Annotated in this window: 13 protein-coding genes; 11 read left to right on the top strand and 2 right to left on the bottom strand. The window is 62.0% G+C overall.

The features are described from left to right. Positions 1–26 precede the first annotated feature (26 nt). The 5 genes from EFD56_RS13185 (at position 27) to xylA (ending at position 7074) form a co-directional block, all read left to right on the top strand. The gene (locus EFD56_RS13185; RefSeq protein ID WP_004678003.1) at positions 27–1241 is read left to right on the top strand and encodes an HlyD family secretion protein; all 1215 of its coding nucleotides are present in this window, start codon (positions 27–29) and stop codon (positions 1239–1241) included. Positions 1242–1268: 27 nt separating this feature from the next. Continuing rightward, positions 1269–2867 carry a DHA2 family efflux MFS transporter permease subunit gene (locus EFD56_RS13180; RefSeq protein WP_126905478.1) on the top strand — a complete coding sequence of 533 codons (1599 nt, stop codon included), beginning with the start codon at positions 1269–1271 and terminating at the stop codon, positions 2865–2867. Positions 2868–3075: 208 nt separating this feature from the next. Further along, a complete protein-coding gene (locus EFD56_RS13175) occupies positions 3076–4101 on the top strand; it encodes a LacI family DNA-binding transcriptional regulator (protein WP_004677998.1) in 1026 nt (341 codons plus the stop codon). An 18-nt stretch (positions 4102–4119) separates the two neighbouring features. Continuing rightward, entirely contained in the window at positions 4120–5574 is a 1455-nt protein-coding gene (xylB, locus tag EFD56_RS13170) for a xylulokinase (protein ID WP_126905477.1), read from the top strand. Between the two features lie 189 nt (positions 5575–5763). Further along, positions 5764–7074, top strand: a complete 1311-nt coding sequence (gene xylA / locus EFD56_RS13165) for a xylose isomerase (RefSeq protein WP_126905476.1) — start codon at positions 5764–5766, stop codon at positions 7072–7074. A 63-nt stretch (positions 7075–7137) separates the two neighbouring features. On the opposite strand, the gene EFD56_RS13160 is transcribed toward xylA, so the two are convergent. Continuing rightward, the gene (locus EFD56_RS13160; RefSeq protein ID WP_064819009.1) at positions 7138–8169 is read right to left on the bottom strand and encodes a LacI family DNA-binding transcriptional regulator; all 1032 of its coding nucleotides are present in this window, start codon (positions 8167–8169) and stop codon (positions 7138–7140) included. A 273-nt stretch (positions 8170–8442) separates the two neighbouring features. On the opposite strand from EFD56_RS13160, the gene EFD56_RS13155 reads away from it, so the two are divergent. The 5 genes from EFD56_RS13155 to EFD56_RS13135 all read left to right on the top strand — a co-directional run bounded on the left by EFD56_RS13155 (position 8443) and on the right by EFD56_RS13135 (position 14818). Beyond that, positions 8443–9969: a sugar ABC transporter ATP-binding protein gene (locus EFD56_RS13155; protein ID WP_126905475.1), complete on the top strand. Its 1527-nt coding sequence runs from the start codon at positions 8443–8445 to the stop codon at positions 9967–9969. A gap of 133 nt (positions 9970–10102) precedes the next feature. Continuing rightward, positions 10103–11107 carry an ABC transporter permease gene (locus tag EFD56_RS13150; protein ID WP_004677990.1) on the top strand — a complete coding sequence of 335 codons (1005 nt, stop codon included), beginning with the start codon at positions 10103–10105 and terminating at the stop codon, positions 11105–11107. 87 nt (positions 11108–11194) lie between these two features. Next, positions 11195–12142, top strand: a complete 948-nt coding sequence (locus EFD56_RS13145; protein WP_004677988.1) for a substrate-binding domain-containing protein — start codon at positions 11195–11197, stop codon at positions 12140–12142. Between the two features lie 246 nt (positions 12143–12388). Then, on the top strand, positions 12389–13441 hold the full coding sequence (locus tag EFD56_RS13140; RefSeq protein ID WP_003566650.1) for a sugar phosphate isomerase/epimerase family protein: 1053 nt from the start codon (positions 12389–12391) through the stop codon (positions 13439–13441). Between the two features lie 189 nt (positions 13442–13630). Further along, on the top strand, positions 13631–14818 hold the full coding sequence (locus EFD56_RS13135) for a Gfo/Idh/MocA family protein (RefSeq protein ID WP_126905474.1): 1188 nt from the start codon (positions 13631–13633) through the stop codon (positions 14816–14818). A gap of 85 nt (positions 14819–14903) precedes the next feature. On the opposite strand, the gene EFD56_RS13130 is transcribed toward EFD56_RS13135, so the two are convergent. Beyond that, complete coding sequence (locus EFD56_RS13130) at positions 14904–15305, bottom strand: DoxX family protein (protein WP_126905473.1); 402 nt, start codon at positions 15303–15305, stop codon at positions 14904–14906. A 265-nt stretch (positions 15306–15570) separates the two neighbouring features. Between EFD56_RS13130 and EFD56_RS13125 the strand changes: the two genes are divergently transcribed. Beyond that, a complete protein-coding gene (locus tag EFD56_RS13125; RefSeq protein WP_126905472.1) occupies positions 15571–16950 on the top strand; it encodes a GH1 family beta-glucosidase in 1380 nt (459 codons plus the stop codon). The last annotated feature ends 1 nt before the right edge of the window (position 16951 follow it).

Here is a 16951-nt window from a genome sequence, read left to right as displayed (position 1 = left end):
TTTACTCCAAGATCGGTAAAGTGGCCATGTCGAGCAACCAGAAAAGCAACGTCGCGCGTATCGTCAGCGAAAAGGCCGGGTCGGAAGAGATCAAGGCCGAGGGCGTGACCGTTGTTGAGGCTCCGACGGCGGAAGCCCTGGAAAAGCCGTCTGCCCCTGCGCAGTCGGCGCCGGCTTCGGTCGCCGCACCGGCGGCGGCCAAAAAGCGCCGCAGCCCGGTACTGCCGATCGTCGTGCTTGCTCTGCTGGCAGGCGGCGGCTGGTATGGATACGAATGGTGGACGAACGGCCGCTTCATGGTGTCGACGGACGACGCCTATATCGAGGGCGATATTGCAACGATTTCGCCAAAGGTCACGGGCTACGTCGCGAAGGTGAATGTAGTCGCCAACCAGGAAGTCAAAGCGGGCGACGTGCTTGCCACGCTTGATAACGGCGACTATCAGAATGCCCTCGATCAGGCGCAGGCCCAGATCGCCACCGAACAGCTTTCGCTGCAGCGCATCGACGCGCAGATCGAAGGCGCCAATGCAAGCCTTGCGCAGGCGCAGGCGCAGAAGGTGGCACTCGAAGCGGCCGTTCGTGGCGCCGAGATTACCCAGAAACGCCAGAGCGAGCTTCAGGCGAAGTCGGTCGGCACGGCTGCCGATCTCGACAATGCCAATATCGCGCTCGACCAGGCCAAGGCCAATCTTGCCGGCGGCGACGCCAATATCACCGCTGCACAGGCCAATATTACTATTCTGCAGGCCCAGCGTAAGGAAGCCGAAGGCTCGGTCCGGGCGCTGGAGATCTCGCGCGACAAGGCCGCCCGCGATCTCTCCTTCACGGTGCTCAAGGCGCCTTATGACGGCATCGTCGGCAATCGCTCGGTCCAGGAAGGCGATCTTGTCTCGCCCGGCCAGCGGCTGATGGCGCTCGTTCCGGTGCATGAGCTCTATATCGACGCCAACTTCAAGGAAACGCAGATCCAGCATCTCGTTGCCGGCTCGAAGGTCAACGTTCATGTCGATGCCTATAGCGACCATCCTGTCGTCGGCACCGTCGAATCGATTTCGCCGGCGTCCGGCTCGGTCTTCTCGCTGCTGCCGCCGGAGAATGCGACGGGCAATTTCACCAAGGTGATCCAGCGCGTGCCGGTGCGCATCGCGCTGCCGCAGGATGCGCTCGACAGCGGCCGTCTGCGCGCGGGCCTCAGCGTCGTCGTCGACGTCGATACGCGCACGGCGCCAAGCAAGTAAGCCTTTAGACAAGGCGGAGGTGGTCCGATGACCGGAAGCGCGACAGCAACAGCGGGGACGATTCCGGCAGCGCCTGCCCATGCCGGGGATCGCATGGATCCGCGGAAGCTCATCGCCTTCTTCGCGATGGTGCTCGGCATGTTCATGTCGATCCTCGACATCCAGATCGTCTCGGCCTCGCTTGCCGAAATCCAGGCCGGGCTTTCGGCCGGCTCGGACGAGATCGGCTGGGTGCAGACGGCCTATCTGATCGCCGAAGTGATCATGATCCCGCTGTCGGGCACGCTGGCGCGTATCATTTCGACGCGTTATCTCTTCGCGATCTCGGCCGCCGGTTTCACCATGGCGAGCGCGCTGGCGGCGACGGCGACGAATATCGATCAGATGATCGTCTACCGCGCCATCCAGGGCTTCATCGGCGGTGGCATGATCCCCTCTGTGTTTGCGGCCGCCTTCACGATATTCCCGCCGTCGAAGCGCAGCATCGTCTCGCCGATCATCGGCCTGATCGCGACGCTGGCGCCGACCATCGGCCCGACAGTCGGCGGCTATCTCAGCCACGCCTTCTCCTGGCACTGGCTGTTCCTGGTCAATATCGTTCCCGGCATCATCGTCACGCTGGTCACCTGGAACTTCATCGATTTCGACAAGCCGGAACTGTCGCTCTTCAAGAAGTTCGACTGGTGGGGGCTGATCTCGATGGGGATCTTCCTCGGCACGCTGGAATATGTGCTCGAAGAGGGCAATTCGAACGACTGGTTCAACGACAGTTCGATCGCGATTGCCGCCGTCGCCTCCGGCGTTGCGGCCATCGTCTTCTTCTACCGCGCCTTTACGGTGGATTTTCCCGTCGTCGACCTCAAGGCCTTTGCCAACCGGAATTTCTCCTTCGGCTCGGTGTTTTCCTTCGTCATGGGCATCGGCCTTTATGGGCTGACCTATATCTATCCGGTCTATCTCGGCCGCATCCGCGGCTATGACTCGTTGATGATCGGCGAGACGATGTTCGTCTCCGGGCTGGCGATGTTCTTCACCGCGCCGATCGCCGGCCGGCTGTCGACCAAGATGGACCTACGCCTGATGATGGTGATCGGCTTCATCAGTTTCGCCGCCGGCACATATATCATGATCCATCTGACGGCGGATTGGGATTTCTACGAGCTGTTCATCCCGCAGATCCTGCGCGGCTTCGGGCTGATGATGTGCATGGTGCCGATCAACAATATCGCGCTCGGCACCATGCCGCCCTCGCGCATCCGCGGCGCGTCCGGCCTGTTCAACCTGACCAGAAACCTGGGCGGTGCCGTCGGCCTTGCTGTCATCAACACCGTGCTGACCAACCGGCAGGACGTGCATTACGAGCGGCTGCGCGAGAATATGGATTGGGGCAATCCGGCGGCGATCGACCAGATGAACAACATGGCCGCCAATTTCAACAGCTACGGCATGGATGGCAGCTCGGTCGCGATCAAACAGATGGTCGGCCTTGCCACCAAACAGGCGGTTATCCTCTCGTTCAGCGATATCTTCCTGATCCTGACCGCGCTTTTCGTTGCGATGATCTTCGGCGTCGCGATGATCAAGAAACCCGCGCCGCAAGGCGGGGGAGGCGGTGGCGGCCACTGACCTCCGGCCTGCCGCCCCATGAAAAGGTCCTCTCCGGAGGGCCTTTTTGTTTGCAGTTTTCCGGCCGCTATGCGATCAGCCAATAATAGCCTTGCATCCCGGCCTCAGGCCGTCGGCAATGCGGGAAAAGCGGTGCGCGAGTCGGCCCGTTCGATTTTTTGATTTACGTACATCAAAATTGACGTTAATGGTCTCGTCAGGAGGAATGATGAGGCCAACAGTTCACGATATCGCTGCCGCTGCCGGGGTCAGTCTTGCGACTGTCGATCGGGTTCTTAACCAGCGCCCCGGCGTGCGTCACGTCACTCGGGAAAAGGTCGAGACAGCTATTCGCGAGCTCGGTTATATCAGGGACGTGGCCGCCGCCAATCTCGCCAAAGGGCGCACCTATCCCCTCGTTTTCATCCTGCCGGCCAGCGACAATTCCTTCATGCACGGGCTGAATGCCGAGATCCGGCAGGCGATCGTTCGCTCGCCGGCCGAACGCACCAATATCCGCACCATCGAGGTGTCGGCTTTCGATCCGGCCGCCCTTGTCTGCGTGCTGGAAGGGCTGGCCCGGGAGAAGCCTTGCGGCATCGCAATGGTGGCGACCGATGCGCCGGAAGTTCGTGCTACCGTCGACAGGCTGGTGCGTGCGGGATTTCCGATCGTCACTCTGGTGTCTGACCTCACGGGGTCGCTGCGCCACCACTATGCCGGCGTAGACAATATCGCCGCCGGCCGCACGGCGGCGCGTCTGCTCGGCCGCTTTCTCGGGCCGCGAAAGGGCGAGATTGCCGTGCTCGCCGGGTCCATGCTGGTGCGCGACCATCGCGAGCGGCTGGAGGGCTTCACCGCAGTCATGGCCGAGGAATTTCCCGATCTGGCGATCCTGCCTGTTCTCGAAGGTCGTGACGATCCGGAGATCGCCCATATGCTCGTCGCCGGCGCGCTTGCCAGGAATGCCGGCATTGTCGGCGTCTATAGCCTCGGCGCCGGCAATCGCGGCCTCGTCCGCGCGCTGAAGGAGAAGGCCGTCGACCGGACGCTGACCGTCATCGCCCATGAACTGACCACCCATACGCGGGCGGCGCTCATTGACAATACGATCGATGCGATCCTCAATCAGGACGCCGGCCATGAAGTGCGCAGTGCGATCCGCGTGCTGAAAGCCAAGGCGGACGGGCTCCCGGTTATCGACGCGCAGGAGCGCATCCGTCTCGACATTTTCCTGAAAGACAATCTGCCGTAACGGCAAAGGAGCAACCCCATGTATCTCGGTCTCGATCTCGGAACTTCCGGCGTCAAGGCAATGCTGATCGACGGCGATCAGACGATCGTCGGCTCGGCCAATGGTTCGCTCGACGTCTCGCGTCCGCATTCGGGCTGGTCGGAACAGGAGCCGGCCCATTGGGTGCGCGCCGCGCAAGAGGCCGTCGCCGGTCTCAAGGCAAAACATCCGAAAGAGCTTGCCGCGGTGAGGGGTATCGGCCTTTCCGGGCAGATGCACGGTGCGACGCTGATCGATGCCGCCGACAAGGTACTGCGCCCCTGCATCCTCTGGAACGATACGCGCAGCCACGTCGAGGCCGCCGCCCTCGACGCCGATCCGCGTTTCCGTGCGCTCACCGGCAATATCGTCTTCCCCGGCTTTACGGCGCCGAAACTCGCCTGGGTGAGGAAGCACGAGCCTGAGGTTTTCGCGAAGATCGCCAAGGTGCTGCTGCCGAAGGACTATCTGCGTCTGTGGCTGACCGGCGAATATATGTCCGAAATGTCGGATTCGGCCGGGACCTCCTGGCTCGACACCGGCAAGCGCGCCTGGTCGTCCGAGCTGCTCGCCGCCACCGATCTTTCCGAGGAGCAGATGCCGGCGCTTGTCGAAGGCACGGCGCAGGCCGGCAGACTACGCTCCGAACTGGCGGCACAATGGGGCATATCAGGGGATGTCGTCGTTGCCGGCGGCGCCGGCGACAATGCGGCTTCGGCCTGCGGCATGGGCACCGTCAGCGATGGCGCCGCTTTCGTCTCGCTCGGCACCTCGGGCGTGCTTTTTGCCGCCAATGGCTCCTACCTGCCGAAGCCGGAAAGCGCCGTGCATGCCTTCTGTCACGCGCTGCCGAATACCTGGCATCAGATGGGCGTCATCCTGTCGGCCACCGATGCGCTCAACTGGCATTCCGGCGTGACCGGCAAATCGGCGAGCGATCTCACCGGCGAACTCGGCGAGACGCTGAAGGCGCCGACCGGCGTTACCTTCCTGCCTTATCTTTCCGGCGAACGCACGCCGCACAATGATGCGGTCATCCGTGGCGCTTTCATCGGCCTGGAACATGCAAGCAGCCGCGCCGTGCTCACCCAGTCCGTGCTCGAAGGTGTCGCCTTCGCCATCCGCGACAATCTCGAAGCGCTGCGGTCGGCCGGCACCGGCATCTCTCGCGTCACGGCAATCGGCGGCGGTTCGCGCTCGCGCTACTGGCTGGCGGCGATCGCCACTGCCCTCGGCGTTCCGGTCGACCTGCCCGCTGACGGCGATTTCGGCGCGGCCTTCGGTGCCGCCCGCCTCGGCCTGATCGCCGCTACGGGTTCCGATCCGGTTGCCGTCTGCACCCCGCCGGTGACATCAGGCACGATCGAACCGGTGTCGGCGCTGAGCGGCGCTTACGAGGATGCCTATAGGCGTTACCGCGCACTCTATCCGGCGATCAAATCGCTGGCGCATTGAGAGTTTGAGCCAGCGGCCCCCTCATCCGACCCTTCGGGCCACCTTCTCCCCGCGGGGAGAAGGGAAAGAGGCGCCGCGGCGAACCTCTTCTCCCCTCGGGGAGAAGGTGCCGGCAGGCGGATGAAGGGGCCTCTGGCGTAGACCATCAATTCAGAACTTCGAAAAAATACGAACCCAAGGAGACCTGACATGAGCACCGGATTTTTCGGCGATATCCAGAAAATCAAATATGAAGGCCCCGACAGCACCAACCCGTTGGCCTTCCGCCATTACCAGCCAGACGAGATCGTTCTCGGCAAGCGCATGGAAGACCATCTGCGTTTTGCGGTGGCCTATTGGCACACCTTCACCTGGCCGGGCGGCGACCCCTTCGGCGGCCAGACCTTCCTGCGTCCGTGGTTCGAAGACACGATGAAGGCTGCCAAGCTCAAAGCCGACGTCGCTTTCGAATTCTTCTCGCTGCTCGGCGCGCCCTATTACTGCTTCCATGACGCCGACGTGCGCCCCGAGGGCAGGAACTTCGCCGAGAACACCAAAAATCTCAACGAAATCGTCGACTACTTCGCCGAGAAGCAGGCGGCGACCGGCACCAAACTGCTCTGGGGTACGGCCAACCTCTTCTCCAACCGGCGTTACATGTCGGGAGCGGCGACCAACCCGGATCCCGATGTCTTTGCCTTCGCAGCCGCGACGGTCAAGACCTGCATCGACGCCACGCAGAAGCTCGGCGGCGAGAACTACGTGCTCTGGGGCGGCCGCGAAGGTTACGAAACGCTGCTCAACACCGATCTCAAGCGCGAGCTCGACCAGCTCGGCCGCTTCCTCAACCTCGTCGTCGAATACAAGCACAAGATCGGCTTCAAGGGCACGATCCTGATCGAGCCGAAGCCGCAGGAGCCGACCAAGCACCAGTATGATTACGACGTCGCGACCGTTTACGGCTTCCTCAAGAAGCACGGCCTTGAAAACGAGGTGAAGGTCAATATCGAGCAGGGCCATGCGATCCTCGCTGGCCACTCCTTCGAGCACGAGCTGGCGCTCGCCAATGCGCTCGGCATCTTCGGCTCGATCGACATGAACCGCAACGACTACCAGTCCGGCTGGGACACCGACCAATTCCCGAACAATGTTCCGGAGATGGCGCTTGCCTATTACCACGTTCTGGCAGGCGGCGGCTTCAAGACCGGCGGCACCAACTTCGACGCCAAGCTGCGCCGCCAGTCGCTCGATCCGGCAGACCTGCTGATCGGCCATATCGGCGGCATGGATTGCTGTGCCCGCGGCCTCAAGGCAGCCGCCAGGATGATCGAGGACAAGGCTCTGTCGAAGCCGCTGGCCGATCGTTACGCCGGCTGGGAATCGGCCGAGGCGCAGAAGCTGTTCCGCGGCGAATACTCGCTGGATGAGATCACCAACTGGGTCGAGACCAAGGACGTCAATCCGCAGCCGAGATCCGGTCAACAGGAACTGCTCGAGAACGTCGTCAACCGTTACGTCTGATAAAGCGCGCCGGCGGCGAGCGGTCGCCGGCGCAGCTCTTTGTAGCCGGCTATTATCGCGTCTTCAGCGCTTCAACCATTGGCGCGACGGTGCGGAGACGGAGTTGCGAACCACCAGATCCGGCCGCAGCAGGATTTCCGTCTCGGCCGGGCGGCCATCGGACAAGAGTTCCAACAGCAGCGCCATGGCCTGTTTGCCGATCGCCGTTCGCGGCTGGCGGATCGTTGTCAGCGACGGGGATATGAAGACGGCCTGCGGCACGTCGTCGAAACCGGTCACCGAGAAATCGCGTGGAATGTCGTAGCCACGCGCCCCGAGCCCGACCATGACGCCGATCGCCGTCTGATCGTTCACGCACATGAAGGCGGTCGGAAGCGTGTCGCGCATGAAAAGCTGTTCAACCGCATGCCGGCCGCTTTCGATCGTGCCGTCGCCTTCGAGCACGATCCTGAGATCCGGCGGGATGCCGGCAGCATCGAGGCCGGCATCGTAACCCATGCGGCGTCTGACATAGGCAAGCCGGGTGCGGGAATCGCCGATGAAGGCGATCTTGCGATGGCCTTCGGCCAGCAGCAGATCCACCGCCTTTCGCGCCCCTTCGCTATCGTCGACGCCGACATAGGGAATGCCGCCGTTGAAGACCGGTTCGAAAACGCCGACGCTCGGCGGCAGCCGCGCGGTCATCGTCTGATGACCGAAGGGCAGGATGCCGGTGAAAAGGATCAGCCCGGCCGCTTGGTTGGAGTTGAAGAATTTCAGATATTCCAGGCCGCGCTGGGCATCGTTCTGCGTGTGGCCGATCAGGACGCCGTAGCCATGGGCGCGGGCCTCGTTCTCCAGGCCGACGAGAATATTGGAGAAATTGGGGTCGCCGATATCGGGCGCCACCACGAGGATCATGTTGGAGCGGCCGAGCCTGAGGCTGCGCGCCATGGCGTTGGTGGTGTAGCCGGTGACGGCGATCGCCTGGTTGACTTTAAGCCGCGTGGAGTTGGCAACCTTCTCCGGCGTGTGAATCGCCCGCGAAACCGTTGCGATGGAGACTTCGGCAATCCGGGCGACGTCTTCGATTGTTGCGGGCGTGGAATTCGACACTGGGCTCTGCCTTGGGGCTGTCTTCGCCGCGACACTACACAGACTTGTCGACAGGTCAAAGGCGGGCTTCGACGGATCTGCGTAAATCCACGATGTAAACCTTTACATGCCGTATGTAAAGGTTTACATAAAGTCCCGAAGCGGACGGGAGCCGCAAGCGCACGCGCCTGAAAGTCGGAGACGGTTTTCAGAAGCAGAATCTGCGCTAGTTCAAGATGATGGAGCGTTGCCGGCGCGTGCTGCCGGATGCAAGGCGCTTCTGGGGGAGGCATGATGACCGTGGAGATCGCCGACATCGCGCCTGTGGTGCTGTCCGCAAGGCGTATATGCAAATCCTTCAGCGGCGTGCAGGTCCTCTTCAGCGTGAACTTCGATCTTCGCGCCGGCGAAATTCATGCGCTGATGGGTGAGAACGGCGCCGGCAAGTCTACGCTCGTCAAGGTGTTGTCGGGCTTCGAACAGCCGAGCTCCGGCGAAATCCTGCTCGACGGCAAGCCTGTCGTGCTGCCGCCCAATGGCGCGGCGGAAGCACTCGGTATCGTCATCATTCACCAGGAATTCAATCTCGCCGACCACCTGACCGTGACGGAAAGCCTTTTTCTCGGGCGTGAGGTGACGCGTGTTGGTGTACTGGATCGCAAATACATGCGCGCTGAGACGCGCAAGGTGCTCGACGTGCTCGGTTCGCATGTCGACGAGAACGCGCTGATCAGCACGCTTTCCATCGCCGACAAGCAAATGGTCGAGATCGCCAAGGCGATCAGCCGCGATGCGCGCGTCGTTTTCATGGACGAGCCGACGGCCGTCCTGTCGCGGGAAGAGACCAATATGCTCTTCAAGCAGGTCCGCAAGCTGCGCGACCAGGGCACCAGTTTCGTCTTCATCTCCCATAAGCTCGACGAGGTAATGGAGCTGACGGATCGGGTGACGGTGCTGCGGGATGGCCAGTGGATCAAGACGTCGCCGACATCAATTCTCGATGGGGAATCGATCGCGCAGCTGATGGTCGGCCGCGAGCTTTCCAGCCTCTATCCCGCCAAAGTCGAGCCGGATGTCGACGAGGAGGTCGTTTTGCGCATTTCCTCAGTGTCGACCGATTATGTCAGGGATGCGAGCTTTGAGGTGCGCAAGGGCGAGATTATCGGCTTCTCCGGGATGATCGGCTCCGGCCGCACCGAATTGATGGAGGCGATCGCCGGCCTGCGAAGCCGCCTCGAGGGTGACGTGGTCATCAAGGGACAAAACGTTCCCTCCGGCGATGTGCATGCGGCCAATCGCTGCGGGCTTGCCTACATGACCAAGGACCGCAAGTCGAAGGGCTTGCTGCTGCGCTCCGGCATGATGACCAATCTGACGCTGCAATCGCTCGGAAGGCATTCTCGCCACGGTTATCTCAGTCCCGGCAGTGAGGCGGCTGCGCTGGCGAAGGCCAAGCGCCGCTTCGACATCAGGGTTCGCGACGGCAATATCATTGCCGGCCGCATGTCCGGCGGGAACCAGCAGAAGCTGCTCCTGGCGAAGGTCATGGAGACCGAGCCTGATATCATCATCATCGACGAGCCGACGCGCGGCATCGACGTCGGCACCAAGCAGCAGATCTATCATTTCATCTCGGCTCTCGCCCGCGACGGCCGGTCGATCATTGTCGTTTCCTCGGAGATGCCCGAGGTCATCGGCCTGTGCACGCGGGTGGTGGTGATGCGCGAGGGACATATCGTCGGCGTGCTCGAAGGCGACGAGATTTCCGAGCAGGAGATCATGCGCTACGCCGCCGGCCTCAAGAAGAAGGCGGCGGCCTGATGCATGTCGCCCCGACAGCGTGCCGCGGTTCGGGAGACATGCATAAGACAAAGACCTGAGCGGACGGGACTTTGCCGACACGGACAATAAATAACATGCCCAGGCAGTCTGGGACGGGAGGTTGGTTTTGGACATGAGTGTGAACGAGGAGACCAGGGAAATCCGGCGCAGGTCCTGGCGTGACGTTGATCTGCGCGCAGTTGCACCTTTTGCCGCTTTGGCCTTGCTTCTCATCGTCGGCGCACTGGTCAATCCGAATTTCATCGGCATCACCAATCTTGCCAACGTCGCGACACGCTGCGCTTTCATCGCCATTATCGCCGTCGGCGCAACCTTCGTGATCTCCGCCGGAGACCTCGATCTTTCCGTCGGCTCGATGGTGGCCTTCGTCGCCAGCCTGATGATCCTGCTGATCAATTCGGGCGTCATTGCCGACCCGGTGCTGATGCTGACGGCGGCTGTGGTCTTCACGGTCATTGCGGGGGCGCTTTGCGGCCTCGCCAACGGTCTCATCACCACCGTCGGAAAAATCGAACCTTTCATCGCCACGCTCGGCACCATGGGCATTTATCGCGGCCTGACCACCTGGCTGTCTCAGGGCGGCGCGATCACGTTGCGTTCGAGCGACATCCAGACGCTCTACCGGCCAGCCTATTTCGGCAATATCCTCGGTCTTCCGGTTCCGATCGTGGTGATCCTCGTCGTCACCGCGATTGCGGCCTTCATCCTCTACCGCACGCGTTACGGCCGCCATGTCGTGGCCGTCGGTTCGAACAGCGACGTCGCGCGCTATTCCGGCATCGCCGTCAACCGCGTGCGCACCATTGCGTTCGTCATCCAAGGCCTCTGCGTGGCGATCGCCGTGCTTCTCTACGTGCCGCGTCTCGGTTCCACCTCGGCAACGACCGGCATCCTGTGGGAATTGCAGGCGATTACCGCCGTCGTCGTTGGCGGCACGGCGCTCAAGGGTGGCGCCGGCCGTGTCTGGGGCACGATTTGCGGCGCCTTCATTCTCGAACTCGTCGGCAACATCATGCTGCTGTCGAACTTCATCAGCGAGTATCTCATCGGCGCGATCCAGGGTGCGATCATCATCATCGCCATGCTGGTGCAGCGGTCGCTGGTGCGCAAATCATAAAGTCAGACGGTTCTCGGATTGGCCGGGCTTCACAGGGCACCCGGCTCGGATTGGACAAGTCCCTGATATTTTTGGGAGGAAATAAGCATGCGCAAGCTCATGTTGGGTCTGGCCGTTGCGGGGGTGGCTTTTGCCGGCGCAGCCTACGCCCAGGACAAGAACTACACGATCGGTGTGTCCATTCCGGCCGCCGATCACGGCTGGACTTCTGGCGTTGTGTTCCATGCCGAGCGTATTGCCAAGAAGCTGATGGCCGAACATCCGGGCCTCAACGTCATCGTCAAGACCTCGCCGGATGCTGCGACGCAGGCCAACGCCGTGCAGGACCTCGATACGCAGGGCATCGACGCGCTCGTCATCCTGCCGTCGGATCCGGATCCGCTCGTCAACGCCATCAAGGAAGTCAAGGACAAGGGCAAGTTCGTGGCGCTTGTCGACCGGGCACCATCGAACAACGACAACTCCGTGCGCGACCTCTATGTCGCCGGCAACAACCCGGCGCTCGGCGAAGTCGCCGGCAAATACATTGCTGAAAAGACGCCGGATGCCGAAGTCGTCGTCATCCGCGGCCTGCCGATTCCGATCGACCAGCAGCGCCAGGACGGTTTCGACAAGGGCATTGCCGGCTCCAAGGTCAAGGTGCTTGACCGCCAGTATGGCAACTGGAACCGCGACGACGCCTTCAAGGTCATGCAGGACTATCTGACGAAGTACCCGAAGATCGACGTCGTCTGGTGCCAGGACGACGACATGGCCGTCGGCGTTCTGCAGGCGATCGAGCAGGCCAAGCGCACCGACATCCAGTATGTCGTCGCCGGCGCCGGCTCCAAGGACATGGTCAAGAAGGTCATGGATGGCGACAAACTGATCCCGGTCGACGTTCTTTATCCGCCGGCAATGGTCGGCACGGCGATGGAACTGACGGCGGCCGCGCTCTACGACCAGGTCCCCGTTCATGGCAACTACATCCTCGATGCGACGCTCGTCACCAAGGACAATGCCAAGAACTTCTACTTCCCCGATTCGCCGTTCTGATCGCGATCGGAGATATGCGCCCATTCGAAAGAATGGGCGCATATCTGTCTTTCGATGGCATGCAGCCGAAAATGCTGCACGTACCTCTTGCCCGCCAAAGCCCATCATGATTAGCTCGCAGCCACATCGCATCCAGGCTCACGCCAGATCCGCGAGCGAGGGCGAAAAGGCGCCTTGCGCCCGCCGAATTGCGTGCTACAAAGTTTCCAGAAACGTTTACGGTCGATATTCAGGGAGGAATCTGACATGAAGACGATCAAGGGTCCCGGCCTTTTCCTTGGCCAGTTCGCGGGCGATGCCGCGCCTTTCAATTCGTGGGACGCCATTACCAAATGGGCAGCCGATATCGGCTATAAGGGCGTTCAGGTGCCGACTTGGGCGAGCCAGCTGATCGATCTGAAGAAGGCCGCGACATCCAAGGATTATTGCGACGAATTCGCCGGCAAGGCCCGCGAAAACGGCATCGAGATCACCGAACTCTCCACCCATCTGCAAGGCCAGCTCGTCGCCGTTCATCCGGCCTATGACGAAGCCTTCGATGGGTTTGCTGCTCCTGAAGTGCGCGGAAATCCCAAGGCCCGCCAGGAATGGGCGGTCGAGCAGGTCAAGATGGCGCTGACGGCATCGAAAAACCTTGGCCTCAAGGCGCATGCGACCTTTTCCGGCGCGCTCGCCTGGCCGTTCATCTATCCCTGGCCGCAGCGTCCCGCCGGTCTGGTCGAGACCGCTTTCGACGAGCTTGCCCGTCGCTGGACGCCGATCCTCAACCATGCCGACGAAAACGGCATCGACGTCTGCTACGAGATCCATCCCGGTGAAGACCTGCATGACGGCATCACTTTCGAGATGTTCCTGGAGCGGGTGAAGAACCATCCGCGCGCCAACATGCTCTACGATCCCTCGCATTACGTGCTGCAGTGCCTCGATTATCTCGACAATATCGACATCTACAAGGACCGCATCAAGATGTTCCACGTCAAGGATGCGGAGTTCAATCCGACCGGGCGCCAGGGCGTCTATGGCGGCTATCAGGGCTGGGTGGAACGGGCCGGCCGCTTCCGCTCGCTCGGCGACGGCCAGGTCGATTTCGGTGCGGTATTCTCGAAGATGACGGCCAATAATTTCGACGGCTGGGCCGTGGTCGAATGGGAATGCGCGCTGAAGCATCCCGAGGACGGCGCCCGCGAAGGGGCCGAGTTCGTCGCTGCACACATCATCCGCGTCACCGAAAAGGCCTTCGACGACTTCGCCGGCAGCGGCACCGATCAGGCGGCGAACCGGCGGATGCTGGGGCTCTGACATAAGGCACGTTGCGAGGCTGCCCCTCCCCTAACACTCTCCCCGTTCTGACGGGGAGTGCCTTGCGGGACGTTAGCGAGGGACGGAGAGGTCGCGGCATATCCCCTTCTCCCCGTCAGAACGGGGAGAAGGTGGCGGCAGCCGGATGAGGGGCCCATCCGCACCAAGTTCAATTTCAGGAGGACAAGAATGGCAATCGAAGCATCATCCGAACAGACCCGCGAGCCGCGCATCCGGCTCGGCATGGTGGGCGGCGGCGCCGGCGCGTTCATCGGTGCGGTGCACCGGATCGCGGCCCGCATCGACGATCAGTACGATCTCATCGCCGGGGCGCTGTCGTCGACACCTGACAAGGCCGTGCAGTCCGGCCGCGACCTCGGCCTCGATCCGTCGCGGACCTATTCCAGCTACCGCGAAATGGCGATCCGCGAGGCGAAGCTGAAGAACGGCATCGAGGCGGTGGCGATCGTCACACCGAACCATGTGCATTACGATGCGGCCAAGGAATTTCTGAAGCGCGGCATCCATGTCATCTGCGACAAGCCGCTGACATCGAACCTTGCCGATGCGAAGAAGCTGAAAAAGCTCGCCGACGAGAGCGGCGCGCTCTTCGTGCTGACGCATAATTACACCGGCTATCCAATGGTCCGCCAGGCGCGCGAGATGATCGCCAACGGCGAACTCGGCGATATCAGGGTCGTCCAGGCCGAGTATCCGCAGGACTGGCTGACCGAAGCCGTCGAACACACCGGTCAGAAGCAGGCGGCCTGGCGCACCGATCCGGCCCAGTCCGGCGTCGGCGGCTCCACAGGCGATATCGGCACGCATGCCTATAATCTCGCTTCCTTCATCACGGGCCTGGAACTCGACAGCCTGGCCGCCGATCTCGACAGTTTCGTGCCCGGCCGCCGGCTGGACGACAATGCCCATGTGATGCTGCGCTTCAAGCCGAAGGACTCGGAGAAGCCGGCTAAGGGCATGCTCTGGTGCAGCCAGGTAGCACCTGGCCATGAGAACGGCCTGATGGTGCGCGTCTACGGCAGCAAGGGCGGGCTGGAATGGACGCAGAAGGATCCGAACTACCTCTGGTACACGCCGTTCGGCGAGCCGAAGCGGCTGATCACCCGTGGCGGCGCTGGCGCCGGAGCGGCCGCCGGCCGTGTGACGCGCGTGCCGTCAGGCCATCCGGAAGGTTACCTCGAAGCCTTCGCGACGATCTATACGGAAGCCGCGCATGCGATCAATGCCCACAAGAAGGGGAAGGCGGTCGACAAGGCGGTGGTCTATCCGACGGTTGACGATGGCGTGAAGGGTGTGGCCTTTGTCGAGGCCTGTGTCGCCTCGTCCAAGAAAAACGGCGCCTGGGTCAAGCTCTGAGGCTTGGCGATCCGCGCCTGGAATCAGGCGTAGTCTGCGAAAACGCCGAGGCGGCCATTGGCTGCCTCGGCTTGTCCGTCCTTCGTCAGGCCGCAGCGCGGTTGCGCTTCATCAGGCCGTCGACGCTGAGCGGTCCGGCGCCTGCCGCCACCAGATAAAGAAATACGAAGCAGAACAGGATTGCCGCGACGCCCCCATTCTGCGCGGGATAAAAGCTTTTTCCCGCATGGCCGATGAAATAGGCGAAGGCCATCAGGCCCGACAGTACGAAGGCTGCGATGCGGGTCTGGAATCCGATCAGGACGAGAAAGCCGAGGGTGAGTTCGATCAGCCCGGCAATCCAGGAGAGCGAGCCCATCGGCGGCACGCTTGCCGCGGCCGGAAAATGCAGGATCTTCTGCGTGCCGTAGCTGAACAGCACGAGCGACGAGATGATACGCAGCAGGCTCAGCAGGTGCGGCTGCAGCAGATGGATCGAAGACAGCATCGGATTCCTTTCATATTTGCGGTGTCTTGGCTGTGTCGGTGATCGCGGGCGCGGCGGCAAGTCACGACTTCTGACGTTCGCGTTATGAGAGCGGTCAGCGTCGGAGATCGCGGCGGTGGAACGCGACGAAATGCTGCAGACGCCACCGCTTCACGGCTCACTGTAACGTTGCAGTTTTCTGCTGCCGGACCTGTACTTTGTTTTCCGGCTTGGCTAAATCCGGCTTAAGCGATCCATTCACACGCTGAGAGACGGGAATTTACAGATGATCGATGCGAAGACGCTTGCAGACCGCTTTCCCGGCGATTTCACCTTTGGCGTCGCCACCGCCGCCTTCCAGATCGAAGGTGCCGGCAGGGCCGATGGGCGCAAGCCATCCATCTGGGACGCTTTCTGCAACATGCCCGGGCGCGTCCACAATCGCGATAATGGCGACGTTGCCTGCGATCATTATAACCGGCTGGAGCAGGATCTCGATCTCATCAAGGAGATGGGCGTCGAGGCCTATCGCTTCTCGATCGCCTGGCCGCGCATCATCCCCGACGGCACGGGTCCGGTGAACGAGGCCGGCCTCGATTTCTACGACCGGCTCGTCGACGGCTGCAAGGCGCGCGGGATCAAGACCTTCGCGACGCTCTACCATTGGGATCTGCCGCTGCTGCTTGCCGGTGACGGCGGCTGGACGGCACGCTCAACCGCTTATGCCTTCCAGCGCTATGCCAAGACGGTGATCAGCCGCCTTGGCGATCGTCTCGACGCCGTCGCGACCTTCAACGAACCCTGGTGCATCGTCTGGCTCAGCCACCTCTACGGCATCCATGCGCCGGGAGAGCGCAACATGCAGGCCGCCCTTCACGCCATGCATTATATGAACCTCGCCCACGGTCTCGGCGTCGAAGCGATCCGTTCGGAGGCCCCGAACGTGCCGGTCGGGCTTGTGCTCAACGCTGCGTCGATCATTCCCGGTTCCACCAGCCCTGCCGACCTCGCCGCCGCCGAGCGCGCGCATCAGTTCCACAACGGCGCCTTCTTCGATCCGGTCTTCAAGGGCGAATATCCCAAGGCATTCGTCGAGGCGCTGGGTGACCGCATGCCTGTCGTCGAGGACGATGACATGAAGCTGATCAGCCAGAAGCTCGACTGGTGGGGTCTGAACTATTACACTCCGGAGCGCGTGGCCGACGATGCCGACCGCAAGGGCGATTTTCCCTGGACCGTGAAAGTGCCGCTGGCAAGCGACGTCAAGACCGACATCGGCTGGGAAATCTATGCGCCGGGCTTGAAGCGCCTCGTCGAGGATCTCTATCGCCGCTACGATCTGCCGGAATGCTACATCACCGAGAACGGTGCCTGCGACAACACAGGTGTCGCCGATGGCGAGGTCGAAGACACGATGCGCCTCGACTATCTTGGCGACCATCTCGATGTCGTGGCCGGCCTCATCAAGGACGGCTATCCGATGCGCGGTTATTTCGCCTGGAGCCTGATGGACAATTTCGAATGGGCGGAAGGCTACCGCATGCGCTTCGGCCTCGTCCATGTCGATTATGAGACACAGCTGCGGACGGTGAAGAAGAGCGGCAAATGGTATCGCGACCTCGCGGCACAATTTCCGAAAGGCAATCACAAGCCGAGTCAGCTCTGAA

It is taken from the genome of Rhizobium phaseoli (assembly GCF_003985125.1).
In the GTDB taxonomy this organism is placed as follows: Bacteria; Pseudomonadota; Alphaproteobacteria; order Rhizobiales; family Rhizobiaceae; genus Rhizobium; species Rhizobium phaseoli.
This window is presented reverse-complemented; position numbering and strand designations above follow the sequence as displayed.

Bases quoted from the DNA above. Each gene is read 5' to 3' on its own strand.
- EFD56_RS13180 (WP_126905478.1), top strand. From the start codon at position 1,269: ATGACCGGAAGCGCGACAGCAACAGCGGGGACGATTCCGGCAGCGCCT.
- EFD56_RS13150 (WP_004677990.1), top strand. From the start codon at position 10,103: ATGAGTGTGAACGAGGAGACCAGGGAAATCCGGCGCAGGTCCTGGCGT.
- EFD56_RS13125 (WP_126905472.1), top strand. From the start codon at position 15,571: ATGATCGATGCGAAGACGCTTGCAGACCGCTTTCCCGGCGATTTCACC.
- EFD56_RS13130 (WP_126905473.1), bottom strand. From the start codon at position 15,305: ATGCTGTCTTCGATCCATCTGCTGCAGCCGCACCTGCTGAGCCTGCTG.
- EFD56_RS13135 (WP_126905474.1), top strand. From the start codon at position 13,631: ATGGCAATCGAAGCATCATCCGAACAGACCCGCGAGCCGCGCATCCGG.
- EFD56_RS13140 (WP_003566650.1), top strand. From the start codon at position 12,389: ATGAAGACGATCAAGGGTCCCGGCCTTTTCCTTGGCCAGTTCGCGGGC.
- EFD56_RS13175 (WP_004677998.1), top strand. From the start codon at position 3,076: ATGAGGCCAACAGTTCACGATATCGCTGCCGCTGCCGGGGTCAGTCTT.
- EFD56_RS13145 (WP_004677988.1), top strand. From the start codon at position 11,195: ATGCGCAAGCTCATGTTGGGTCTGGCCGTTGCGGGGGTGGCTTTTGCC.
- EFD56_RS13185 (WP_004678003.1), top strand. From the start codon at position 27: ATGTCGAGCAACCAGAAAAGCAACGTCGCGCGTATCGTCAGCGAAAAG.
- xylB (WP_126905477.1), top strand. From the start codon at position 4,120: ATGTATCTCGGTCTCGATCTCGGAACTTCCGGCGTCAAGGCAATGCTG.
- EFD56_RS13155 (WP_126905475.1), top strand. From the start codon at position 8,443: ATGACCGTGGAGATCGCCGACATCGCGCCTGTGGTGCTGTCCGCAAGG.
- xylA (WP_126905476.1), top strand. From the start codon at position 5,764: ATGAGCACCGGATTTTTCGGCGATATCCAGAAAATCAAATATGAAGGC.